At 70.9% G+C, this 21,992-nt stretch carries 19 protein-coding genes and 1 tRNA gene; 9 read left to right on the forward strand and 11 right to left on the reverse strand.

The window, feature by feature from the left end; genetic code table 11:
• Nucleotides 1-155 precede the first annotated feature (155 nt).
• Nucleotides 156-226 (reverse strand) — tRNA-Gly (locus tag IF19_RS0112865).
• Nucleotides 227-1,095: 869 nt separating this feature from the next.
• Here IF19_RS0112865 and dcd point away from each other — a divergent pair.
• Both dcd and IF19_RS0112880 read left to right on the forward strand, forming a co-directional pair.
• Entirely contained in the window at nucleotides 1,096-1,671 is a 576-nt protein-coding gene (gene dcd, locus IF19_RS0112875) for a dCTP deaminase (protein ID WP_018514096.1), read from the forward strand.
• 6 nt (nucleotides 1,672-1,677) lie between these two features.
• Nucleotides 1,678-2,178: a phosphoribosyltransferase gene (locus IF19_RS0112880; protein ID WP_010063158.1), complete on the forward strand. Its 501-nt coding sequence runs from the start codon at nucleotides 1,678-1,680 to the stop codon at nucleotides 2,176-2,178.
• A 71-nt stretch (nucleotides 2,179-2,249) separates the two neighbouring features.
• Here IF19_RS0112880 and IF19_RS0112885 read toward each other — a convergent pair whose 3' ends face one another.
• The 4 genes from IF19_RS0112885 to IF19_RS01000000134690 all read right to left on the reverse strand — a co-directional run bounded on the left by IF19_RS0112885 (nucleotide 2,250) and on the right by IF19_RS01000000134690 (nucleotide 8,003).
• The gene (locus tag IF19_RS0112885) at nucleotides 2,250-3,203 is read right to left on the reverse strand and encodes a Yip1 family protein (protein WP_030277687.1); all 954 of its coding nucleotides are present in this window, start codon (nucleotides 3,201-3,203) and stop codon (nucleotides 2,250-2,252) included.
• Between the two features lie 117 nt (nucleotides 3,204-3,320).
• Entirely contained in the window at nucleotides 3,321-4,493 is a 1,173-nt protein-coding gene (locus IF19_RS0112890) for an FG-GAP-like repeat-containing protein (protein WP_030116035.1), read from the reverse strand.
• Between the two features lie 473 nt (nucleotides 4,494-4,966).
• The gene (locus IF19_RS0112895; RefSeq protein ID WP_030116036.1) at nucleotides 4,967-7,234 is read right to left on the reverse strand and encodes a (Fe-S)-binding protein; all 2,268 of its coding nucleotides are present in this window, start codon (nucleotides 7,232-7,234) and stop codon (nucleotides 4,967-4,969) included.
• 97 nt (nucleotides 7,235-7,331) lie between these two features.
• The gene (locus IF19_RS01000000134690; RefSeq protein ID WP_032748425.1) at nucleotides 7,332-8,003 is read right to left on the reverse strand and encodes a sugar transferase; all 672 of its coding nucleotides are present in this window, start codon (nucleotides 8,001-8,003) and stop codon (nucleotides 7,332-7,334) included.
• A 530-nt stretch (nucleotides 8,004-8,533) separates the two neighbouring features.
• Here IF19_RS01000000134690 and dnaK point away from each other — a divergent pair.
• The 4 genes from dnaK to IF19_RS0112920 all read left to right on the forward strand — a co-directional run bounded on the left by dnaK (nucleotide 8,534) and on the right by IF19_RS0112920 (nucleotide 12,772).
• Nucleotides 8,534-10,387, forward strand: coding sequence for a molecular chaperone DnaK (dnaK, locus tag IF19_RS0112905; RefSeq protein WP_030116038.1), 1,854 nt, complete (start codon nucleotides 8,534-8,536; stop codon nucleotides 10,385-10,387).
• The gene (gene grpE, locus IF19_RS0112910) at nucleotides 10,384-11,034 is read left to right on the forward strand and encodes a nucleotide exchange factor GrpE (protein WP_030116039.1); all 651 of its coding nucleotides are present in this window, start codon (nucleotides 10,384-10,386) and stop codon (nucleotides 11,032-11,034) included. The genes dnaK and grpE overlap by 4 nt, the downstream gene beginning before the upstream one ends.
• A gap of 93 nt (nucleotides 11,035-11,127) precedes the next feature.
• Complete coding sequence (gene dnaJ, locus IF19_RS0112915; protein WP_030116040.1) at nucleotides 11,128-12,318, forward strand: molecular chaperone DnaJ; 1,191 nt, start codon at nucleotides 11,128-11,130, stop codon at nucleotides 12,316-12,318.
• A gap of 1 nt (nucleotide 12,319) precedes the next feature.
• Entirely contained in the window at nucleotides 12,320-12,772 is a 453-nt protein-coding gene (locus IF19_RS0112920) for a heat shock protein transcriptional repressor HspR (protein WP_030189362.1), read from the forward strand.
• A 211-nt stretch (nucleotides 12,773-12,983) separates the two neighbouring features.
• Here the strand turns inward: IF19_RS0112920 and IF19_RS0112925 are convergent, their stop codons facing one another.
• From IF19_RS0112925 to IF19_RS0112945, 5 genes are all read right to left on the reverse strand, one after another.
• Nucleotides 12,984-13,508 carry a hypothetical protein gene (locus tag IF19_RS0112925; RefSeq protein ID WP_030277689.1) on the reverse strand — a complete coding sequence of 175 codons (525 nt, stop codon included), beginning with the start codon at nucleotides 13,506-13,508 and terminating at the stop codon, nucleotides 12,984-12,986.
• 78 nt (nucleotides 13,509-13,586) lie between these two features.
• Entirely contained in the window at nucleotides 13,587-14,534 is a 948-nt protein-coding gene (locus IF19_RS01000000134695; protein ID WP_346009379.1) for a helix-turn-helix transcriptional regulator, read from the reverse strand.
• A 13-nt stretch (nucleotides 14,535-14,547) separates the two neighbouring features.
• Nucleotides 14,548-15,438 (reverse strand): helix-turn-helix domain-containing protein, encoded by an 891-nt coding sequence (locus tag IF19_RS0112935; RefSeq protein WP_106974958.1) that lies wholly within the window; start codon nucleotides 15,436-15,438, stop codon nucleotides 14,548-14,550.
• A gap of 85 nt (nucleotides 15,439-15,523) precedes the next feature.
• The gene (locus IF19_RS0112940) at nucleotides 15,524-16,534 is read right to left on the reverse strand and encodes a helix-turn-helix transcriptional regulator (protein WP_030277693.1); all 1,011 of its coding nucleotides are present in this window, start codon (nucleotides 16,532-16,534) and stop codon (nucleotides 15,524-15,526) included.
• A gap of 175 nt (nucleotides 16,535-16,709) precedes the next feature.
• Complete coding sequence (locus IF19_RS0112945; RefSeq protein ID WP_371822293.1) at nucleotides 16,710-17,693, reverse strand: helix-turn-helix transcriptional regulator; 984 nt, start codon at nucleotides 17,691-17,693, stop codon at nucleotides 16,710-16,712.
• 128 nt (nucleotides 17,694-17,821) lie between these two features.
• Here IF19_RS0112945 and IF19_RS0112950 point away from each other — a divergent pair, with 128 nt between their 5' ends.
• Both IF19_RS0112950 and IF19_RS0112955 read left to right on the forward strand, forming a co-directional pair.
• The gene (locus IF19_RS0112950) at nucleotides 17,822-18,025 is read left to right on the forward strand and encodes a hypothetical protein (protein WP_050493028.1); all 204 of its coding nucleotides are present in this window, start codon (nucleotides 17,822-17,824) and stop codon (nucleotides 18,023-18,025) included.
• Entirely contained in the window at nucleotides 18,022-18,342 is a 321-nt protein-coding gene (locus IF19_RS0112955) for a Rieske (2Fe-2S) protein (protein WP_030113469.1), read from the forward strand. The genes IF19_RS0112950 and IF19_RS0112955 overlap by 4 nt, the downstream gene beginning before the upstream one ends.
• A gap of 184 nt (nucleotides 18,343-18,526) precedes the next feature.
• Here the strand turns inward: IF19_RS0112955 and IF19_RS0112960 are convergent, their stop codons facing one another.
• Nucleotides 18,527-18,928 carry a TIGR03618 family F420-dependent PPOX class oxidoreductase gene (locus tag IF19_RS0112960; RefSeq protein ID WP_030113468.1) on the reverse strand — a complete coding sequence of 134 codons (402 nt, stop codon included), beginning with the start codon at nucleotides 18,926-18,928 and terminating at the stop codon, nucleotides 18,527-18,529.
• Nucleotides 18,929-19,254: 326 nt separating this feature from the next.
• On the opposite strand from IF19_RS0112960, the gene clpB reads away from it, so the two are divergent.
• Nucleotides 19,255-21,843, forward strand: a complete 2,589-nt coding sequence (gene clpB / locus IF19_RS0112965; protein ID WP_030113467.1) for an ATP-dependent chaperone ClpB — start codon at nucleotides 19,255-19,257, stop codon at nucleotides 21,841-21,843.
• Nucleotides 21,844-21,992: the final 149 nt, after the last annotated feature.

Below are 21,992 nucleotides of genomic sequence, written 5' to 3' on the forward strand. Positions count from 1 at the left end.
AGAGCTGCGGGCATGTGCGGCGATCTCGCGGACGGACAAAGCGCGACCGCGAGTGCCGCGAAAAGGGATCAGGTGGTGCGGAGCTGACGCAAGGCGCTTGGAGAGGTCTAGACAACGATGAACCCCCAGGCCGATGACCTGGGGGTTCGTGGAAGAGCGGGTGACGAGAATCGAACTCGCGCTCTGAGCTTGGGAAGCTCATGTTCTACCATTAAACTACACCCGCGAAGCATGCCGATCACCGGCGCTGCATCGTTCCACACTCTACCCCATGCCAGGCCCCCGGCGGATGCGCCGTGGGGCCTTCGTGTTGTGCGGGCGGGGAGTGAAGGGGGGTGGACGGGGGTGTGATCGGCGGGAGTTGGAGGCGTAGCGTGGGGGGTCGGAGTGCCGGGTGTGGTGGCGTCCCGTTCATCCCCTAATGTGGCTTTCTCGTCCGTATGCGGTTGGGGAAGGGACTTGATGGAGTCGATGGAGCGCACCGTCGTCCGCTGTGCCGAAGGGCATGTTTTCGCTACCTCGTCGTTCCCGATGCAGCAGCTCGGGGCCGGCCGGATCGGGCCCGGGCGGTTGATCCGGTGTCCCCGGTGTGCGCGCTTGCGCCAGGCCGTGCCGGTGGCGTTCGAGAGGCGGTAGCGGCGGGCCCGGCGGGGGCTGGGACGTCGTCGTGTGCAGGCCGTGGCGCTCGGGAAGGTGGCGCTGCGGCCTCTCGCGTGAGTGGGCGCGAAACGTGAGCGGTGCGAAATGCGTAGTGCGAATGCCGATGCTCGTGCCCGTGTCGATCTGCGTGCCCGTGCCCGTGCCTGTGGGTCGTGCTCGATGCCTGTGCCCAAGCCTGTGTGCCCGGTGCCCGGTGCCCGGTGCCCGGTGCCCGAGCCCGACGCCTGTACCCGGGCCCGACGCCCGTACCCGTGCCCAGGCCCGACGCCCATGCGCGTGCGGGCACCGGTGCGGGAGCGGGTGCCGGTCTGTGAGCGGGGCTCCGTCCGGGAGGGCGGGAGGGGCGGGAGAGGCCCGCCCCCGGGAGGCCCGCCCCGGTGCACGTGGTGGTGGTCCGGTTGGGGTGGGCTCGTGCCTTCTGCGTATCCTCGGGGCGTGCTTCTCTCAGACAAGGACATCCGGGCCGAGATCGACGCCGGCCGAGTCCGTATCGATCCGTACGACCCTTCGATGGTGCAGCCGTCGAGCATCGACGTGCGGCTGGACCGCTACTTCCGGGTGTTCGAGAACCACCGGTACCCGCACATCGACCCGGCCGTCGAGCAGCCCGACCTGACGCGCACGGTCGAGCCGGAGGGCGACGAGGCGTTCATCCTGCACCCCGGGGAGTTCGTGCTGGCGTCCACGTACGAGGTGATCTCGCTCCCCGACGACCTGGCCTCCCGGCTGGAGGGGAAGAGTTCGCTCGGGCGGCTCGGTCTGGTGACGCACTCGACCGCCGGCTTCATCGACCCCGGGTTCTCCGGGCACGTGACCCTGGAGCTCTCCAACCTCGCGACCCTGCCGATAAAGCTGTGGCCGGGGATGAAGATCGGGCAGCTGTGCCTGTTCCGGCTCACCTCGTCCGCCGAGTTCCCCTACGGCTCCGAGCGGTACGAGTCGCGGTACCAGGGCCAGCGGGGGCCGACGGCCTCGCGGTCGTTCCAGAACTTCCATCGGACCCAGGTGTGATCAACCATGACCAGTGACGTGCGGGAAAACCTGACCTACGAGGGCTTCGGGCGGGCGGTGCGCGAGTTGGCGCAGGCCGTCGCCGACGACGGTTACGAGCCCGACGTGGTGCTGAGCATCGCGCGCGGCGGGGTGTTCGTCGCCGGTGGGCTCGCGTACGCCCTCGACTGCAAGAACATCCACCTCGTCAACGTGGAGTTCTACACCGGGGTCGGGACCACCCTGGAGATGCCCGTCATGCTGGCGCCCGTCCCCAACGCGATCGACTTCTCCGACAAGAAGGTCCTGATCGCCGACGACGTCGCCGACACCGGCAAGACACTCAAGCTCGTCCACGACTTCTGCGTCGACCACGTCGCCGAGGTGCGCAGCGCCGTCATCTACGAGAAGTCCCACTCCCTCGTGAAGTGCGAGTACGTGTGGAAGAAGACCGACCAGTGGATCAACTTCCCGTGGTCGGTCGAGAAGCCCGTCGTCCGGCGCGACGGGCAGGTTCTCGACGCCTGACGCGACCGTTCAGAGAAAGAGGGGCCCCGGAACGCTCAGCGCTCCGCGGCCCCTCTTCCGTATCGGCCGGCTCAGATCGTGCCCAGCTTGATGATCGACAGCAGGGCGACCAGCTGGATCGCCGAGGCTCCCAGCGCCTTCGGCCACGGCAGGTCGTGCGACTTGCTGACCATCGACGTGAACAGCGCGCCGGCCGCGAGCCAGGTCAGCCAGCCCAGGATCTGGACCAGGGGGTTCTCGCCGCCCAGGAACACCGCGAAGACCAGGCGCGGCGCGTCCGTCATCGACATGATCAGCATCGACAGGCCCACCGTCGGCTGCCACGCGCCCGTGCCGCCGAGCTGGCGGGCCAGGGTGTGGGTGACCGCGCCGAGGACCAGGCCGCCGATGACGAAGCCGACACCGGTGAACAGGACGTACGGGATGGCCGCCGAGATCGTCGCGTTGATCGCTTCTTCGCGGGCCTGGTCGAAGCCGAACAGTGCGAGCAGCCCGTAGAGGAACGTGACGATCAGCGCCGGGCCCCAGACGGGGTAGTCCCGCATCTGCCAGAACGTCGGCCCCGGCCGCATCACGATGCCGCTCAGCAGCTCCTTCCAGCGCAGCCGCGGGCCCGCCGGCGGGGCGGGCGCGGAGCCGGCCTGGTAGGTGCTGCCCTCGCCGTACGGGTCCTCGTCGACGCGGAACGCCTGGGTGTGCCCGGGGTTGTTGGCGTACGGGTCGTGGGGCGCGGGGTCGGCGTACGGGTCGCCGAAGTACTCCGGCTCGCCGTGGCCGTGGTGGCCTCCGCCGTGGTGGCCGCCCTGCTGCCCGGGGCCCGGGTGGCTGCCTCCGTGGTACGGGGCGCCGTGCGGGGCTCCGTACGGAGGTGGCGCCGAGCCGTTGCCGGGGGCCCCGGCGGTCGGCCACGGCTGAGCACCGTACGGCGGCTGTGGTGCCTGCCCTCCGTACGGCTGCTGCCGCTGCTGCTGCGGTTGTTGCGGGGTGCGGTTGTCCCGGCCGCGTCCGATCCTGAATCCAGCCACCCGTCGAACGTACCTGGTCCGCGCCGCCCGGGGGTGGGGCCGGGGAGGACCGCCCGCCATTGCGGCCGAGCTGTGACATCCCCTAAGGGGTGAACCCGGGGCCCAGGACGGGGGAGTTCAGGGGAGGAAGACCGACGTGGAGAAGGTGACGGAGGGCCGGCCCGTGGTACCCGCCGGGTGGAGCGCGACCAGGTCCTGCCGCTCGCCCCGGTATGTCCGCACCACGGTGTCCGGCTTCCTGTCGCCGTCGTGGTCGCCGTGGCTCAGGAGGGTGGTGCGGGTGGCGCCCGTGGTCCTCAGCGGTGCGGTCGGGAGCTGCTCCGCCGCGAACGCGTACGCGCCGGCCGGGCGGAACGGGCCCTTCGCCGAGCCGAGGCGGAGGGTGCCCTCCCCCGCCCGGCCGGGGGTGTGCGGGTGGGCGGCGGTGACGAGGTCGTCGTGGCCGTCGCCGTCCGCGTCGGCCTCGGGCTCGGGGGCGTAGAGGTACGGGCCGCCGTCGGGCACGGGCAGCAGTGCCGCGCCGCGCGGGGCTCCGGCGCGGGTGAAGGGGCCGGGCAGGAAGGTGATCCGGCCCGCGCCGGCGGTGACCGCGAGGTCGGCCCCGCCGTCGCCGTCGAAGTCGCCGCAGACCGGGTGCGCGGGCCACGTGTCGCCGTACCGGGCCTGCTGCGGGATGCGGACGGTGACCGCCGTGCCGGTGAGGCCGGCGGGGGAGCCGAAGAGGATCTGGAGGGGGACGGGCGGGGCGCCGATGCCGTTGTACGGGGGGTCGGTCGAGACGATCAGGTCGGTGAAGCCGTCCCGGTCCAGGTCGCAGGCGTCCTCGGCGTCGAACGCGGCGGGCAGGGTGTTCCCGGACTTCGCCGCGTTCGCCCGCGCGCTCAGGAGCTGCCGTACGGCCGGGTCCAGGGGGCGTTCCGGGTCGCCGGTGCCGTAGACGACGCCGATGCCCGCGTCCTCGTCGCGGGCGTCCCCGGGGGCCTTGACCAGGTCGTCGAGGACCAGGTCGCGGTGGCCGTCGCCGTTGAAGTCGTACGGGACGCGGCTGCCCTCACCGGGGGGTACGGGGAGGTGCGCGGCGCCCGCCTCGGGCCGGGAGCGGGGCGGGGTGTCGCCGTTCTTGCCGTCGGACACGGGGGCGGGGGAGGGCGCGGTGGCGGGGGACGACGGGCCCGAGCAGGCCGTGAGAGCCAGCAGCAGGGCCGCGCAGCCCGCGGCGAGGGCTGCGGGGACCCGGCGGCCGGGTATCGCGGCCTTCGGGGGCTCGGTGCGGGTGGCGGATGGGCGCACGGGTGCCTCGTCGTCGTTCGTCGTCCGGCGCCCGCCCGGTCCGGGGCGCGGTGTCGCGGGGCGCGGGTGCCGGAAGCCGGGTGCCGGAAGCCCGCCCGGGTTCGGGGGGCGGGCCGTATCGGGCTTTGTCCGCGCCCATGATGCTCCGGATGCGGCGCTCCGTACATGTCCGGGCTCACACGCGGCATGCGGGGGCTCAGACGCGGCGTGTACGCGATCGCGCACGGCCTGTCCGGGCTCACATACGGCCTGTCCGGGCTCGCGCACGGCCTGTCCCGGCTCGTACACGGCCTGTCCGGGCCGACACGCGATCGACGCGCCACGGCAGCCCCCTCGGGCCGCCCCCACGGGCCCCGGGCGAACCCACGGCCGCCTCCGCGGGCCGGGTCCGCGCCGGAGCGCGCCGGACATGGAGAAGCGGCCGGTCCCGCCCCCGAGGCGGATCCGGCCGCTTCTCGCGGCGATGCTCTACGTCACTGTGCCGGTTCGGGCTCCGGTGCGTCCACCTCGTCCGCCTCACCGGCCGGGTCGAGCGGCGTCTTCACCGAGTCCAGGAGGAGCTGGGAGACGTCCACGACCTGGATCGACTCCTTGGCCTGGCCGTCGTTCTTCTTGCCGTTGACCGAGTCGGTCAGCATGACGAGGCAGAACGGGCAGGCGGTGGAGACGATGTCCGGGTTGAGGGCGAGGGCCTCGTCGACGCGCTCGGTGTTGATGCGCTTGCCGATCCGCTCCTCCATCCACATCCGGGCGCCGCCGGCGCCGCAGCAGAAGCCGCGCTCCTTGTGGCGGTGCATCTCCTCGTTCCGCAGGCCCGGGACCTTCGCGATGATCTCGCGCGGCGGGGTGTAGATCTTGTTGTGACGGCCCAGGTAGCACGGGTCGTGGTACGTGATCAGGCCCTCGACCGGGGTCACCGGGATCAGCTTGCCCTCGTCGATGAGGTGCTGGAGCAGCTGCGTGTGGTGGATGACCTCGTACTCGCCGCCGAGCTGCGGGTACTCGTTGGCGATCGTGTTGAAGCAGTGCGGGCAGGTCGCGACGATCTTCTTCGACGACTTGGGCTTCTTCGTCGCCTCGTCCTCATCGTCCTCGCCGTAGGCCATGTTCAGCATGGCCACGTTCTCCTGGCCGAGCTGCTGGAACAGCGGCTCGTTGCCCAGGCGGCGGGCGGAGTCACCGGTGCACTTCTCGTCGCCGCCCATGATCGCGAACTTGACGCCCGCGATGTGCAGCAGCTCGGCGAACGCCTTGGTGGTTTTCTTGGCCCGGTCCTCCAGGGCGCCGGCGCAGCCGACCCAGTACAGGTAGTCGACCTCGGTGAGGTCCTCGACGTCCTTGCCGACGATCGGGACCTCGAAGTCGACCTCCTTGGTCCACTCGACGCGCGCCTTCTTGGCGAGCCCCCAGGGGTTGCCCTTCTTCTCCAGGTTCTTGAGCATCGTGCCCGCCTCGGACGGGAACGAGGACTCGATCATCACCTGGTAGCGGCGCATGTCGACGATGTGGTCGATGTGCTCGATGTCGACCGGGCACTGCTCGACGCAGGCGCCGCAGGTGGTGCAGGACCACAGGACGTCCGGGTCGATGACGCCGTTCTCCTCGGCGGTGCCGATCAGCGGGCGCTCGGCCTCGGCGAGGGCGGCCGCCGGAACGTCCTTGAGCTGCTCCTCGGTCGCCTTCTCCTCGCCCTCCATGGTCTTGCCGCCGCCGGCCAGCAGGTACGGGGCCTTGGCGTGCGCGTGGTCGCGCAGCGACATGATCAGGAGCTTCGGCGAGAGGGGCTTGCCGGTGTTCCACGCGGGGCACTGCGACTGGCAGCGGCCGCACTCGGTGCAGGTGGAGAAGTCGAGGATGCCCTTCCAGGAGAACTGCTCGACCTGGGAGACGCCGAAGACCGCGTCCTCGGCCGGGTCCTCCCAGTCGATCTCCTTGCCGCCGGTCGTCATCGGCTGGAGCGCGCCGAGCGCGACCTCGCCGTCGGCGTTCCGCTTGAACCAGATGTTCGGGAAGCCGAGGAAGCGGTGCCAGGCGACGCCCATGTTGGTGTTGAGCGAGACCGTGATCATCCAGATCAGCGAGGTGCCGATCTTGATCATCGCGGTGAAGTAGATGAGCGTCTGGAGGGTGGGCAGCGACAGGCCCTTGAACGCCAGGACCAGCGGGTACGACACGAAGTACGCGGCGTCGTAGCTCTCGACGTGGTGGATCGCGCCCTCGAGACCGCGCAGCACCAGGATCGCGATGCCGATGGTCAGGATGATGTACTCGACGAAGTACGCCTGCCAGGCCTTCGAGCCCGCGAACCGCGACTTGCGGCCGGCCCGCGAGGGCAGGTTGAGCAGCCGGATCACGATCAGCGCGAGGATGCCCACGACGGTCATCAGGCCGATGAACTCGATGTACATCTCGAACGGCAGGAACGTGCCGATGACCGGCAGCACCCAGTCGGCCTTGAAGAGCTGGCCGTACGCCTGGAGCAGCGTGGGCGGCAGCGTCAGGAAGCCGATCGCGACGAACCAGTGGGCGAAGCCGACGATGCCCCACCGGTTCATCCGGGTGTGGCCCAGGAACTCCTTGACCAGGGTGATCGTCCGCTGCTTGGGGTCGTCGGTGCGGCTGCCTGCTGGGACCGGCTGGCCCAGACGGACGAAGCGGTAGATCTGCGCGACGGCTCGGCAGATGAGCGCAACGCCGACGACCGTCAGCACCAGCGACACGATGATCGCGGCGAGTTGCATGAGTAGGGCTCCTCGGGCCTGCGAGAGCGGGATCCAGTTGACTACTGCCCACTACTACTAAGCAGTAACTTAATTAGTCTGTGCTGACACTATCCACTTAGTCCACCCCGCTGCAGCCGGGCGGGCGGTGATCTGTGTCGCTCAGGTGTGCCTTGGTTCGGCGGCCCCCGGGGAGCGCCGTTCGCAGGCAGTCGCGCGCGGCCTCGGCCAGGATCGCCAGGTCGAGCACGACTCCATGGTGCTCTGCGTAGTGCTGGTCCAGCAGCGCGGGGTCGTCCCACGGCATGCCGGAGCGGGCCCGCACCTGCGCCAGGCCGGTCAGTCCCGGGCGCAGCTCCCGCCGCCAGTGCCGGGCGCGGGGGTCGGCGGGGCGCGGGTTTCCGGGGGCGAGCGGGGCGGGTCCGACGAGGGCGAGGTCGCCGCGTACGACGTGGGGGAGCCGGGAGAGCGCGTCCAGGTGGAAGCGGCGCGTCCGCAGCGTGCGCAGCGTGAAGACCCGGCCGTGCAGACCGGCCCGCGGCCGTCGGTCCCAGGCGCCGCCCGGGGTGCGGCGCAGGGTCAGGGCGAGGGCGGCCACCGCGACGGCGGGGGCGGTCAGGAGCAGGAGCGCGGTGCCCAGCGCCAGGTCCAGGGCGCGCTCGGCGGTGGTGTTCGCCGCGGGCGCGGGCCGGGGGAGGAGGCGGTCGGCGAGCCGTCCGGCCCGGTCGGTGAAACCGGCCAGGTGTGCGGCGGTGCGGGAGGGGAAGTCGCCCTTCGCCGAGGCGGACAGCGGTGCGTGCCGATCCCTCCGGGCGCGCCGGTCCTTCGGTGCGTACGGCCTGTCCCGGGTGTGCGGGTCCCGCTGCGCGTGCAGGTCCCGCTGCCCGTACGGCTGCCCCTGCCCCTGCTCGTACGGCTGCCCGTGTGCGTACGACGGGTCCCCCTGTGTGTGCGGTTGCGCGCGCCGGCCGCGCCGCCGTCTCGCGTTCCGCATCGCGGCCTGCATCGCGTTCTGCATCGCGCCCGCCCGGGTTCGAGGTTCGATGGGGTGACGATCCACGGTGAAACCTGCCGGTCGGTGACGGTTGTGGCCGTCTCACGGCATTTTGTGTCAGAACGATCCCACGGTGGGGGTACGGGGCGGGTGGTGCGCGAGGGGTGTGGCGCACTTCTGGGTGGGCCTGTGGCGGCCGCACCAGCGCGGATGTGCTCTGCATAAGCACTTAAGTTGAGTGGGGTCGACTCAGGTCTGTTGACGCGTGCCGCGATGTGATGCATCCTTGAGTCAGATCCACTCAAGTAGTCTTTGGAGGAATTGACATGGCACGTGCGGTCGGCATCGACCTGGGCACGACTAACTCCGTCGTCAGCGTTCTGGAAGGCGGCGAGCCCACCGTCATCACCAACGCCGAGGGCGCCAGGACCACGCCGTCCGTCGTCGCCTTCGCCAAGAACGGCGAGGTGCTCGTCGGCGAGGTCGCCAAGCGCCAGGCGGTCACCAACGTCGACAGGACCATCCGCTCCGTCAAGCGCCACATGGGCACGGACTGGAAGATCGACCTCGACGGCAAGAGCTTCAACCCGCAGCAGATGAGCGCCTTCATCCTGCAGAAGCTGAAGCGCGACGCCGAGTCGTACCTGGGCGAGAAGGTGACCGACGCGGTCATCACCGTCCCCGCGTACTTCAACGACTCCGAGCGTCAGGCGACGAAGGAGGCCGGTGAGATCGCGGGCCTCAACGTCCTGCGCATCGTCAACGAGCCGACCGCCGCCGCGCTGGCGTACGGCCTGGACAAGGACGACCAGACGATCCTCGTTTTCGACCTCGGTGGCGGCACCTTCGACGTGTCCCTCCTGGAGATCGGCGACGGCGTCGTCGAGGTGAAGGCCACCAACGGTGACAACCAGCTCGGTGGTGACGACTGGGACCAGCGCGTCGTCGACTACCTGGTGAAGCAGTTCGCCAACGGCCACGGCGTGGACCTGTCCAAGGACAAGATGGCTCTCCAGCGTCTCCGCGAGGCCGCGGAGAAGGCGAAGATCGAGCTGTCGTCCTCGACCGAGACCACGATCAACCTGCCCTACATCACGGCGTCCGCCGAGGGCCCGCTGCACCTGGACGAGAAGCTCACGCGCTCGCAGTTCCAGCAGCTGACCGCGGACCTCCTGGAGCGCTGCAAGACGCCGTTCCACAACGTGATCAAGGACGCGGGCATCCAGCTCTCCGAGATCGACCACGTCGTTCTCGTCGGTGGCTCCACCCGTATGCCGGCCGTTGCCGAGCTGGTCAAGGAGCTGACCGGCGGCAAGGACGCCAACAAGAGCGTCAACCCGGACGAGGTCGTCGCCATCGGCGCCTCGCTCCAGGCCGGTGTCCTCAAGGGCGAGGTCAAGGACGTCCTGCTCCTCGACGTCACCCCGCTGTCCCTCGGCATCGAGACCAAGGGCGGCATCATGACCAAGCTCATCGAGCGCAACACCACGATCCCGACCAAGCGGTCCGAGATCTTCACGACGGCCGAGGACAACCAGCCGTCCGTGCAGATCCAGGTCTACCAGGGCGAGCGCGAGATCGCGGCGTACAACAAGAAGCTCGGGATGTTCGAGCTGACCGGTCTGCCGCCGGCCCCGCGCGGCGTCCCGCAGATCGAGGTCGCCTTCGACATCGACGCCAACGGCATCATGCACGTGGCCGCCAAGGACCTCGGCACCGGCAAGGAGCAGAAGATGACCGTCACCGGCGGCTCCTCGCTGCCGAAGGACGAGGTCAACCGGATGCGCGAAGAGGCCGAGAAGTACGCGGAGGAGGACCACGCCCGCCGCGAGGCTGCCGAGTCGCGCAACCAGGGCGAGCAGCTCGTCTACCAGACGGAGAAGTTCCTCAAGGACAACGAGGACAAGGTCCCCGCGGACGTCAAGACGGAGGTGGAGACCGCTGTCGGCGAGCTGAAGGAGAAGCTCAAGGGCGAGGACACCGCCGAGATCCGCACGGCCACCGAGAAGGTCGCGGCCGTCTCCCAGAAGCTGGGCCAGGCGATGTACGCCAACGCCCAGGCCGAGGGTGCGACCCCGGGCGCCGAGGCCCCGGGCGACGGCCAGGCCAAGGCCGACGACGACGTCGTCGACGCCGAGATCGTGGACGACGAGAAGGACACCAAGGGCGGTGCGGCGTGACCGAGGAGACTCCGGGCTTCGAGGAGAAGCCCGACGTCCCCTCCGGCGCCACCGCTGACGACGCCGAGCCGAAGGCCGCCGAACCCTCCGAGGAGGAGGCGGCGGCCCCGGCCGGGGACACGGACAAGACCGTCGGCCTGACGGCACAGCTGGACCAGGCACGCAGCGCGCTCGGCGAGCGCACCGCGGACCTCCAGCGGCTCCAGGCCGAGTACCAGAACTACCGCCGCCGCGTGGAGCGGGACCGGGCCACGGTCAAGGAGGTCGCCGTCGCGAACCTCCTGTCCGAGCTCCTGCCCGTGCTCGACGACGTCGGCCGCGCGCGGGAGCACGGAGAGTTGGTCGGCGGCTTCAAGTCGGTGGCCGAGTCGATGGAAACCGTCGTCGCGAAGCTGGGCCTCCAGCAGTTCGGCAAGGAGGGCGAGCCCTTCGACCCGACGATCCACGAGGCCCTGATGCACAGCTACGCGCCGGACGTCACCGAGACGACCTGCGTGGCGATCCTGCAGCCGGGGTATCGCATCGGCGAGCGCACCATCCGCCCCGCGCGGGTGGCCGTCGCCGAGCCGCAGCCGGGCGCCACGCCCGCCGCGGCCAAGGAAGAGAAGACCGACGACGAGGAGAGCGGTGGCACCGAGGAGGTCTGACGACGCGTCTGACCACCTCGGGGCCCACCGCGCGGCCCGGCGGCCGGCCCACGGGCCGGCCGCTCGGCCGATCGTCCGGAAGGAGGGACGTCGATGAGCACGAAGGACTTCGTCGAGAAGGACTACTACAAGGTTCTCGGCGTCCCCAAGGACGCCACCGACGCCGAGGTCAAGAAGGCGTACCGGAAGCTCGCCCGCGAGAACCACCCGGACGCCAACAAGGGCGACGCCAAGGCGGAGGAGCGCTTCAAGGAGATCTCCGAGGCGAACGACGTCCTCGGCGACCCCAAGAAGCGCAAGGAGTACGACGAGGCGCGCGCCCTCTTCGGCAACGGCGGCTTCCGGCCCGGCCCCGGTGGTGCGGGCGGCAACTTCAACTTCGACCTGGGCGACCTCTTCGGCGGGGGCGCGCAGGGCGGCGGACAGGGCGGCGCGGGCGGCGGCTTCGGCGGCGGGGGCGGTCTCGGCGACGTCTTCGGCGGGCTGTTCAACCGCGGCGGCGCGGGCACCCGCGTCCAGCCGAAGCGCGGCCAGGACATCGAGTCCGAGGTGACGCTCAGCTTCACCGAGGCGGTCGACGGGGCCACGGTCCCGCTGCGGATGTCCAGTCAGGCGCCCTGCAAGGCGTGTTCCGGCACCGGCGACAAGAACGGCACCCCCCGGGTCTGCCCGACCTGCGTCGGCACCGGCCAGGTCTCGCGCGGCAGCGGCGGCGGCTTCTCGCTCACCGATCCCTGTGTGGACTGCAAGGGCCGGGGCCTCATCGCCCAGGACCCCTGCGACGTCTGCAAGGGCAGCGGCCGGGCGAAGTCGGCGCGCACCATGCAGGTGCGGATCCCGGCGGGCGTCTCCGACGGCCAGCGGATCCGGCTGCGCGGCAAGGGCGGCGCGGGCGAGCGCGGCGGACCGGCCGGCGACCTCTACGTCGTCGTCCACGTCGACGCCCACCCCGTCTTCGGCCGCAAGGGCGACAACCTCACCGTCACCGTGCCCGTCACCTTCCCGGAGGCGACGCTCGGCGGCGAGGTCAAGGTCCCCACGCTCGGCGGCCCCCCGGTCACGCTGAAACTCCCCGCCGGCACCCCCAACGGGCGTACGATGCGCGCCCGGGGCAAGGGCGCGGTGCGCAAGGACGGCACCCGCGGCGACCTGCTGGTCACCGTCGAGGTCGCGGTCCCCGGGGAGCTGGACGAGGAGGCCCGGGACGCCCTGGATGCCTACCGGAAGGCGACCGCGGACGAGGACCCGCGGGCGGAACTGTTCCAGGCGGCGAAGGGAGCTTGAGATGGACGGCCGTCGACGCAATCCGTACCAGCTGACCGATGAGACACCGGTGTACGTGATCTCGATCGCGGCCCAGCTCTCGGGCCTCCACCCGCAGACGCTGCGCCAGTACGACCGCCTCGGCCTGGTCTCGCCGGACCGCACGGCCGGGCGCGGTCGGCGCTACTCGGCCCGCGACATCGAACTGCTGCGCACCGTGCAGCAGTTGTCGCAGGACGAGGGCATCAACCTGGCGGGCATCAAGCGCATCATCGAGCTGGAGAACCAGGTCACCGCGCTCCAGCAGCGCGTCGCCGAACTGTCGGCGGCGGTGGACGGCGCGGCGGTCGCCATGCGGCAGCGCGAGGCCCAGGTCCACGCCTCGTACCGCCGCGACCTGGTGCCCTACCAGGACGTGCAGCAGACCAGCGCCCTGGTGGTCTGGCGGCCGAAGCCGAAGCGGCCGACGGAGTAGCGGCACCGGCCGGCGGAGCCGTAGCGCCGGCCGGCGGTGGCCCACCCGTACGGAGAGGGGGCCGGGAGAGCGGATCGCACGCTCTCCCGGCCCCCTTTTCGCGTGCGCGGCGCGCGTGGCTTCTCCGGGTCGGGGCCGGGTGCGGGGCGCGTGGACGTCACCACCCGCGTACGCCCTCCGCCCGGCCCGCTCCGGGCGGTGGCCGTGCCCGCTACGGCAGGAACTCGCTGACCGTCTCGACCAGCATCATCCACATCGGCTGACCGCCGGTGCCGAAGGCGGCCGCCAGCGCGTAGGCGATCGCCGCGTCGAGGGGCTTCGGTTCGGCCCCCTCCCGCCACTCGGCCAGGACCCGGCCGTCGCCCCCCGAGGAGAAGTCCCCGACGCGCTTGCCGTCGCGGAGCAGCCGGCTGCTCGGGATGGAGTCGGGCACGAGCCGGTAGGACGTGCCCGCGCAGCGGACGTCGACCCGGTAGGAACGGCGGCGCAGCTTCCCCTTGCCCGGCTTGATCGTCGCCTCCCGCCCGTCCACGGTGAGGGTGAGGTGGCGGGGGTCGCGGGTGCCGATGGCGATGTGGTCGTCGGCCGCCACGCCGGGGGCACGGGTGAGGACGACGCGCGGTATGCGTTCGCCGCTCACGACGAGCTTCTCGCCGTGGTCTCCGGTGAGTTCGACCAGGATGTCCCCGAACCGGTCGTCCTCGACGGCGGCGGGCAGGGGCGTGGTGTCGGTCATCTGGGCTTCGTGGTCCTCGGGTCGGTCCGGGTGGGCGCCGGTGGAGCGCCGCACCGGCTCAGTCGCGCCGGTGCGCCTCTACGATGCCCGAGCCGATGAGGAGGGCGCCGAGGTGGGTGCGGCTGGTGGCGCCGAGGGTCTGCGTGAGTCTGGCGATGTGGGAGCGGCAGGTGCGGACGCTGATGCCCATCCTGCGGGCGATGACGTCCGCAGCGGCTCTCCGAAGGGCGTGGCGCCCGCCCACAGGACGTCGTAGACGTGGGCGAGATAGCGGACGAGGGCCGGGTGGGTGACGCACAGCGCGACGTCGCGTTCGGGCGAGATCGAGATGTAGGCGGACCGGTCGAAGACGAACATCCGCTCTGCGGTCTGCTCCATGGTGCGGATCTGCAGGTCCCCTTGGGGCAGCCGGTCCACGTACTGCTTCAGGTTCATGTTGTAGCGCGCGGAGTGCTGGTACAGGTGGCGCATGGACACCCCGCGCCGAAGGGGCTCGATGGCGCTCTGCCGGGCCTGTTCGAGCATGACGTCGGGGCGCTTGCTGCCGGGGTGCAGGGTCAGGATGCGCTTCCGGGCCGCCTTTCCCGCCTCCGCGACGGCGGCCTGGATGGCGGGCTTCCCCTGGATCACCGTCATGGCCGGGTCGTCGGAGGAGCCGGTGAGCGGGGCGAGCGGGGCCAGCGCTTCGACGAGGGCGGCCGACGCGGCCACCCGGGCGTGGATGTCGCGGGTGAGGGGCGCGAGGAGTTCCGTCAGGGCGGCGGCCGCCGGTACGGGCAGCCGTCTGCCGGGGTCGTGCGGGTCGGGGCGGAGCAGCCCGAGCCGGGTGAGGCACGGTACGCGGTCGGCTTCGGCCGCGGTGACGCCTCCCCGCTGGAGCGCGTCGGTGTAGAGCAGCCGAGCCGGCGCGCAGAGTTCCTCCGGGCCGTGGTGGGGGTGGGGCGTTCCGCTCGCGCCGTCCTCCGGGCCGTGGCCGGTGGGGGGCGTTCCGCTCGTGCCGTCCTCCGGCACCGTCGGCCCGCTCATCGCCGTCATGGGATCAGACCCCGCCGGGCTCGTCCTCGACGATGCCCGAGCCGACGAGGAGGGCGCCGAGGTGGGTGCGGCTGGTGGCGCCGAGGGTCTGCGTGAGTCTGGCGATGTGGGAGCGGCAGGTGCGGACGCTGATGCCCATCCTGCGCGGCAGGGGGTCGTCGTACGGAGTCGCCCGCGCCCAGAGCACTTCGTACGTGTGGACCAGGTAGCGCACGAGGGCGGGGTGGCGGATTACCAGAGCGGACTCGGTGCCGGGGGCCGCGGGGAGGTACGCGGTCTCCCGGTCGAACACGATCAGGCGGTCGATCGCCTGCTCCATCGTGCGTACTTCCAGGTGCTCCGGGCCCAGGTGGTCCAGATAGGCGGCGAAGCGCCTGCTGTAGCGCACCGGATGCTGGTAGAGGTGGCGCAGGCGTCCGCCCGCCTCGATGACGGCCTGCGCGTTCTCCAGCCCCGCGCGCAGGTTGGTGACCATCCGGTTGCCGCCCGGTTGAGCGGTGAGGACTTCGCTCCGTGCGGCGCGGGACGCCTCCCGCAGCGAGTCCATGATCCGGTCGTTCCCGTGGATGACGGTGATCGTCGGATCGGAGGGAGGGGGCGCGAGCGAGGCGAAGGGGAGCAGGGTGTCGAGGAGCGCGGCGGCGTCGGAGAGGTGGTCGGAGACCTCGCGCGCGAACGGGATGAGGAGGCGCGTGAGCGCGGCCGGTGCGGGTAACGGCAGCATCCACCGGTCGTCGTTCGGGTCGGGGTGGACCAGCGCGCGACGAACGAGGCACGGCGCGGCGACGAGATCGGACCGTGCGACGCGGCCCTCCCGCAGTGCGGTCGCGTACAACGCCGTCGCCGACTCGCAGAGTCCGTCGACGGCATGCGCTCCCGCCGTGTTCGACGTCACGCACATGTGCTGATCCCTTTCTCGTGTGGCTGCCCGGCCGGCGAAGGCCGCGGTGGTGTACGGGTGTGAGGCCCCCGCAGGGCGATCAGCCGGCTCCCCGAGGCGAGAGGCGCTTCGCGTCGGGCGCTTCCACGATCCCCGACTCGACGAGGAGGGCGCCGAGGTGGGTGCGGCTGGTGGCGCCGAGGCTCTGCGTGAGTCTGGCGATGTGGGAGCGGCAGGTGCGGACGCTGATGCCCATCCTGCGGGCGACGACGTCATCGACGTGGCCCTCGGTGAGAAGGCGGGCGATGTCGCGCTGGACCGCGGTGACCTGGATCTCCGGTCCGGCCGTGCGATGGTTCTCGGCCAGCGGGACGGCATGCGCCCAGAGGACTTCGTAGACCTGGACGAGGTAGGAGACCACGGCCGGTTGGCTGATGCGGAGCGCGGCGGTGCGATCGTCCGAAGCGGGGACGTAGGCGGTCGCACGGTCGATGATGATGAGCTGTTCGACCGTCACCTCGGTCGTGCGCACCTGGACGTGCTGGGCGGGTACGTCGGCGAGGTGGCCCCGGACCCGGCTGCTGTAGCGGGCCGCGTGCTCGTAGATGTGCCGGATGCGGACACCGCGGCCGATCGCGGTGCGAGCATCGGCCCGTGCGGCCGACAGCGAGGCGGGGGCGTGGCCGGTGCCGGGCTGGGCGGTGAGTATCTCGTCGGTGGCCGTGGCGGCGGCCTGGTCGACGGACGCCTGGATGGCGGCGACCCCCTCCAGCACGGTGATCGCCAGGTCGGGGTCGCCGGGCGGGACGGAGCTGAGCGGCAGGAGCGACCGGCTCAGCGTGGCGGCGAGTCGCAGTTGCTCATCGATCTTCCGGGAGACGGGCCGCAGCAGCTCGCCCAGGGCGGCGGACGGTGGTACCGGACGCAGCCAGGCGTCGTCCCACGGATCGGGGCGCAACAGGGACAGTTCGACGAGGCAGGGAGCGGCGGACGTCTCGGTCCGTGCCATCCGGCCGGTTCGCAGAGCCGCCCCGTACAACCGGAGGGCCGCTTCGCACAACTCGGCCTCTCCATGAGGAGAGTGCCCTGCTCTGTCGCGTTCGGTGAACATTTGGAATCCCCCCGCTTCGTGCAGTGCAGTAAGTGGACGGTGGCGCCAGCCTAGTTGTGGGGGGATCGTGGACGTGTCGGGGGAGCGGGGAACTCCCCCGGCGAGCCCGGGCATGGTCGTGCTCTCCCCCTTTGTGCGGCCATGCTCCGGGCCCCGGGGGCGTGGGCCCGAGCTTTCAGGTGTTCCGGTCCAGGATTCCGGAACGTGCGATCAGATAGCCGAGTTGGGCGCGACTGCTGCTGCCCAGGGTGGCGGAGAGCTTGGCCACATGGGCACGGCAGGTACGAACGTTCATCCCCAGGCGGCGGGCGATGGAGTCGTCCACGTGCCCCTCCACGAGCAGTTGCGCGATCGAGCGCTGGACGCCACTGATCCCCTGCGGCATCGGGTCGTACTTGACCTCTTCGAGGAGGGGGGCGGCCCGCGTCCACAGCTGCTCGAAGACCTTCACAAGATATTCGACGAGACCGGGGTGGCGGAGTTCCAGCGCGACTTGGCGGTCATCCTGGGCGGGTATGAAGGCGACCGTGCGATCGAAGACGATGAGACGCTCGATGAGCTCCTCGAGTGTCCGGATCTCCACGTTGTCGCCGGCGATACGCTCGGCGTAAGCCAGGGTGCTGGGGCTGTGGCGCGCCGTGTGCTGGTACAGGGTCCGGATGCGTACTCCCCGGTGGACGACGGACAGTCCACGCTCCAGCGGCTTGCTGAGCTGGTCCTCGTTTCGCCCGCCCCCCGGCTGGACGGTGAGCACTTCTGTCCGGCATTCCGTGGTCGCGTGGTCGAGCGCCGCGTTGATCCGGTTGACTCCTTCCAGCACGGTGATGGCGTGCGTCAGGGGCGGGCCCTGTGCGCTGATGTCCATGAACGGCTCGAAGGACTCGGTCAGTTGCAGGGAATGCCTTCTGCGTTCCTGGATCTCGCGTTCAATGGGATGGAGATGCTGCGCCAACGCTGCTGAAGGAGGAACCGGACGGAGCCAGTTCGGATCATCCGGGTCGGGGTGGAGCAGCGCGAACTCCATCAGACACGGGGCGGGCGTGAGTTCGGAGCGGGCTATGCGACCCGATCGAAGTGCGGTGGCGTAAAGACGTCCCCCTGCCTCGCACAGTTCGGTGATCGCGTGAGGATGTGTCGTCTTTATGTGGCTTTTGGTCATTTCTCCACCCCCCATGTTCCTGAACATTCAGGAACATGATGCATCGATCCAGTGGTGTTCACGTGCCCGGATGGGACATCGTCTGAAGTGCGGGGGAGAGGAATCCACAAGTGAGGACGAAGCCGACTATGTACAAGCGAATGCTTCGCTCGGCGCTTGCCGCCTCGTTCGTCGCGGCCGTTGGACTCGGGCTGACGGGCGTCGGCGTCACGGCAGGCAGCAGCGAGCAGAGCGAAGTCCAGGCCGCAGCACCCACTGACATTGGCTGGATCGCGCCGGCTGCGGTCCCGGGCGACATCGGATGGAACTCCCAGGCCGGCGTGGGCGCATGAGCACCCCGCCGGACGACCGCACCTTTCGGCGTGAGATGGCCAGCGCCTACCGCTCAGGGTGGCATTTCATCGATCTGCTCACGGCGCTGCCCGGCCGTGGCGACTCGTTGATGGTCACCCTGTTCGGAGAGCCGGTCGTCGTGGTGATGGAAGAGGACGAGGACGTCCGTGCCTATCGCTGTCTCCGCCGGCCGCGTGGTGCTCCGCAGCCGGTTCGCTGTGCCGTCAGGTACGGCATGATCTTCGTCAACCTCGATCAGCGGGACCACGAGCTGTTCGACGCAGAACCCCTTTCCGCCACCCCCCGCAGCGCCTGAGCGATTCCCCCGTCGTCACCTGTCGCTCCAGGCGCTTCCCCCACACAGCGGCGCCACCGTGACCTGAACACGGTGGCGCCGTTGTGCTGCTCCGGGGCCGGAGGCCGGGGCCGGGGCCGGAGCCGGAGGCCGGTGCCCGGGGCCGGAGCCCGTACGGCCCCGGGCCGTACGCGGGCGGCCCGCCTCAGGGCTTGCCGAGGGCCCGGTCGAGGGTGATCTCGATGACGACCCGGGTCGGATTGACCCGCGGGGGCCGTCCGTAGCGCACCTCGTGCCGGGCCTCGGCGTCCTTGACGGCCTCCGGCTCGGTGCGGATGACCGCGCGGCCCTCCAGGGTCGCCCAGCGGGCCCGGTCGATCTGGCAGACGGCCACGCGCGCGCCCTCGGGCCCCGCCGCGCGGATGTGGGCGACCTTGCGGCTCCCCCCGTCGGTGATCACGCGCGCCACCCCGGCGTCCGGGTCGTACGTCACGCAGACCGGCACCACGTGCGGTGTGCCGTCCGGGCGGGGGGTCGTCAGCGTGGACAGGTGGCTCTCGCGCCAGAACGCGACGTATTCGGGTGAGGGGTTGCGTACGTCTGCCATGGGGGCAGCGTACGAGTGCGGCGCGCGGGTGCGGCGGGCGCGGGTGCCACGGGTGCGGCGTACGGGCGCTGTGGCCGCGGCGTGCGGGCGGTACGGGCGGCGTGCGGGAGTGTCCGGCCGCGTCGAACGGCCCCTTTCCGTTTTCTGTGGCGCGCCTCTTCCCGCCGCCGGCCCGCCCCGCTCGGCAGCGGACGCATCCCGCACGACCGCAGGGGAAGGCGTGCACCCACGCCCTTGAGTGGAGTAGACTCAACTTTGTACACGACGACTGAGTCAACGCAGGGATCCGTGCGTGACCCGCCAGCTGCGAGGAGGAGCAACCACCCGTGGACGCCGAGCTGACCAATAAGAGCCGGGACGCCATCAACGCGGCCACCAGCAGGGCCGTGAAGGACGGGCACCCCGATCTGACTCCGGGGCACCTGCTGCTCGCGCTGCTGGAGGGGCAGGAGAACGAGAACGTCACCGACCTCCTCGCCGCCGTCGAGGCCGACCAGGCCGTCGTGCGCGGCGAGACCGAGCGGCTGCTCGGCTCCCTGCCCAGCGTCACCGGCTCCACCGTCGCCCCGCCGCAGCCCGACCGGGAGCTGCTGGCCGTCGTCCAGGACGCCTCGCAGCGGGCGAAGGAGCTGGGCGACGACTACATCTCCACCGAGCACCTGCTCATCGGGATCGCCGCGAAGGGCGGCCGCGCCGGTGGGATCCTCGACGGACAGGGCGCCAGCGCCAGGAAGCTGCTGGCCGCATTCGAGACGAGCAGGGGAGGGCGCCGGGTGACCACTCCCGACCCGGAGGGCCAGTACAAGGCCCTGGAGAAGTTCGGCACCGACTTCACGGCCGCCGCGCGCGAGGGCAAGCTGGACCCGGTCATCGGCCGTGACCAGGAGATCCGCCGCGTGGTGCAGGTGCTCTCGCGTCGTACGAAGAACAACCCCGTGCTCATCGGGGAGCCCGGCGTCGGCAAGACCGCCGTGGTCGAGGGGCTCGCGCAGCGCATCGTCAAGGGCGACGTCCCCGAGAGCCTCAAGGACAAGCGGCTCGTCTCGCTGGACCTCGGCGCGATGGTCGCGGGGGCGAAGTACCGCGGTGAGTTCGAGGAGCGCCTGAAGACCGTCCTCTCCGAGATCAAGGAGAGCGACGGGCGGATCATCACGTTCATCGACGAGCTGCACACGGTCGTCGGCGCGGGCGCCGGCGGCGACTCCGCCATGGACGCGGGCAACATGCTCAAGCCGATGCTGGCCCGCGGCGAGCTGCGGATGGTCGGCGCGACGACGCTCGACGAGTACCGCGAGCGGATCGAGAAGGACCCCGCCCTGGAGCGCCGCTTCCAGCAGGTGCTGGTCGCCGAGCCCACCGTCGAGGACACCATCGCGATCCTGCGCGGGCTCAAGGGCCGTTACGAGGCCCACCACAAGGTGCAGATCGCGGACTCGGCGCTGGTGGCCGCCGCGACCCTCTCCGACCGCTACATCACCTCCCGCTTCCTCCCCGACAAGGCCATCGACCTGGTCGACGAGGCGGCCTCCCGGCTGCGGATGGAGATCGACTCCTCGCCGCTGGAGATCGACGAACTCCAGCGCTCCGTCGACCGGTTGCGCATGGAGGAGCTGGCGCTCAAGAACGAGTCCGACCCCGCCTCCAAGCAGCGCCTGGAGAAGCTGCGCCGCGACCTCGCGGACAAGGAGGAGGAGCTGCGCGGCCTCAACGCCCGCTGGGAGAAGGAGAAGCAGGGCCTCAACCGGGTCGGTGAGCTGAAGGAACGGCTCGACGAGCTGCGCGGCCAGGCCGAACGCGCCCAGCGCGACGGCGACTTCGACGCCGCTTCCAAGCTGCTGTACGGGGAGATCCCCGGCCTGGAGCGGGAGCTGGAGGAGGCGGCGGAGGCCGAGGAGGCTTCCAAGGACAAGGACACGATGGTCAAGGAGGAGGTCGGCTCCGACGACATCGCGGACGTCGTCGGCGCCTGGACCGGTATCCCGGCCGGACGGCTGCTGGAGGGCGAGACCCAGAAGCTGCTGCGGATGGAGAGCGAGCTGGGCAAGCGGCTGATCGGGCAGACCGAGGCCGTGCAGGCCGTCTCCGACGCCGTACGCCGTACGCGCGCCGGGATCGCGGACCCCGACCGGCCGACCGGCTCGTTCCTCTTCCTCGGGCCCACCGGCGTCGGCAAGACCGAGCTGGCCAAGGCGCTCGCGGACTTCCTGTTCGACGACGAGCGGGCCATGATCCGCATCGACATGAGCGAGTACGGCGAGAAGCACAGCGTCGCCCGGCTCGTCGGTGCCCCGCCCGGCTACGTCGGGTACGAGGAGGGCGGTCAGCTCACCGAGGCCGTCCGCCGCCGCCCGTACAGCGTCGTGCTCCTGGACGAGGTGGAGAAGGCCCACCCCGAGGTCTTCGACGTCCTGCTCCAGGTCCTCGACGACGGCCGCCTCACCGACGGCCAGGGCCGTACGGTTGACTTCCGCAACACCATCCTCGTCCTCACCTCCAACCTCGGCTCCCAGTTCCTGATGGACCCCCTGGTCAAGCCCGAGGTGAAGAAGCAGCAGGTGCTGGACGTGGTGCGGGCCTCGTTCAAGCCGGAGTTCATCAACCGGCTGGACGACCTGGTCGTCTTCTCGGCCCTGTCCGGCGACGAGCTGGCCCACATCGCGGGGCTCCAGATCGACCGGCTGGCGCAGCGGCTCGCCGAGCGCCGGCTCACCCTGGACGTCACGCCGGAGGCGCTGGCCTGGCTGGCGGCGGAGGGCAACGACCCGGCGTACGGGGCGCGGCCCCTGCGCCGGCTCATCCAGACGGCGATCGGCGACCGGCTGGCGAAGGAGATCCTGTCCGGCGAGATCCGCGACGGCGACACCGTACGGGTGGACCGGGCCGAGGACGGGCTGATCGTCGGCCCCGCCTCGTAACCGCTGGTCACGCGCCGTCGCACGCTGTGGTCGTAGACCCGGCGGGGCCCGTCCCCACGCGCTGTCTGTCAGCTTGTGGCGGATAGGGGCCGCCGGGGCTTGCCATGCCCCGCCCGCCATGGGAGAGGATGGCCGCAACCGCACGAAGG

This window comes from Streptomyces californicus (assembly GCF_000717645.1).
Lineage (GTDB): Bacteria > Actinomycetota > Actinomycetes > Streptomycetales > Streptomycetaceae > Streptomyces > Streptomyces californicus.

Excerpts from the sequence above, each read along its gene's own strand:
- IF19_RS0112880 (WP_010063158.1), top strand. The coding sequence starts at position 1,678 with ATGACCAGTGACGTGCGGGAAAACCTGACCTACGAGGGCTTCGGGCGG.
- IF19_RS0112895 (WP_030116036.1), bottom strand. The coding sequence starts at position 7,234 with ATGCAACTCGCCGCGATCATCGTGTCGCTGGTGCTGACGGTCGTCGGC.
- dnaK (WP_030116038.1), top strand. The coding sequence starts at position 8,534 with ATGGCACGTGCGGTCGGCATCGACCTGGGCACGACTAACTCCGTCGTC.
- dnaJ (WP_030116040.1), top strand. The coding sequence starts at position 11,128 with ATGAGCACGAAGGACTTCGTCGAGAAGGACTACTACAAGGTTCTCGGC.
- IF19_RS0112920 (WP_030189362.1), top strand. The coding sequence starts at position 12,320 with ATGGACGGCCGTCGACGCAATCCGTACCAGCTGACCGATGAGACACCG.
- IF19_RS0112925 (WP_030277689.1), bottom strand. The coding sequence starts at position 13,508 with ATGACCGACACCACGCCCCTGCCCGCCGCCGTCGAGGACGACCGGTTC.
- IF19_RS01000000134695 (WP_346009379.1), bottom strand. The coding sequence starts at position 14,534 with ATGAGCGGGCCGACGGTGCCGGAGGACGGCACGAGCGGAACGCCCCCC.
- IF19_RS0112940 (WP_030277693.1), bottom strand. The coding sequence starts at position 16,534 with ATGTTCACCGAACGCGACAGAGCAGGGCACTCTCCTCATGGAGAGGCC.
- IF19_RS0112945 (WP_371822293.1), bottom strand. The coding sequence starts at position 17,693 with ATGACCAAAAGCCACATAAAGACGACACATCCTCACGCGATCACCGAA.
- IF19_RS0112950 (WP_050493028.1), top strand. The coding sequence starts at position 17,822 with ATGTACAAGCGAATGCTTCGCTCGGCGCTTGCCGCCTCGTTCGTCGCG.
- IF19_RS0112955 (WP_030113469.1), top strand. The coding sequence starts at position 18,022 with ATGAGCACCCCGCCGGACGACCGCACCTTTCGGCGTGAGATGGCCAGC.
- IF19_RS0112960 (WP_030113468.1), bottom strand. The coding sequence starts at position 18,928 with ATGGCAGACGTACGCAACCCCTCACCCGAATACGTCGCGTTCTGGCGC.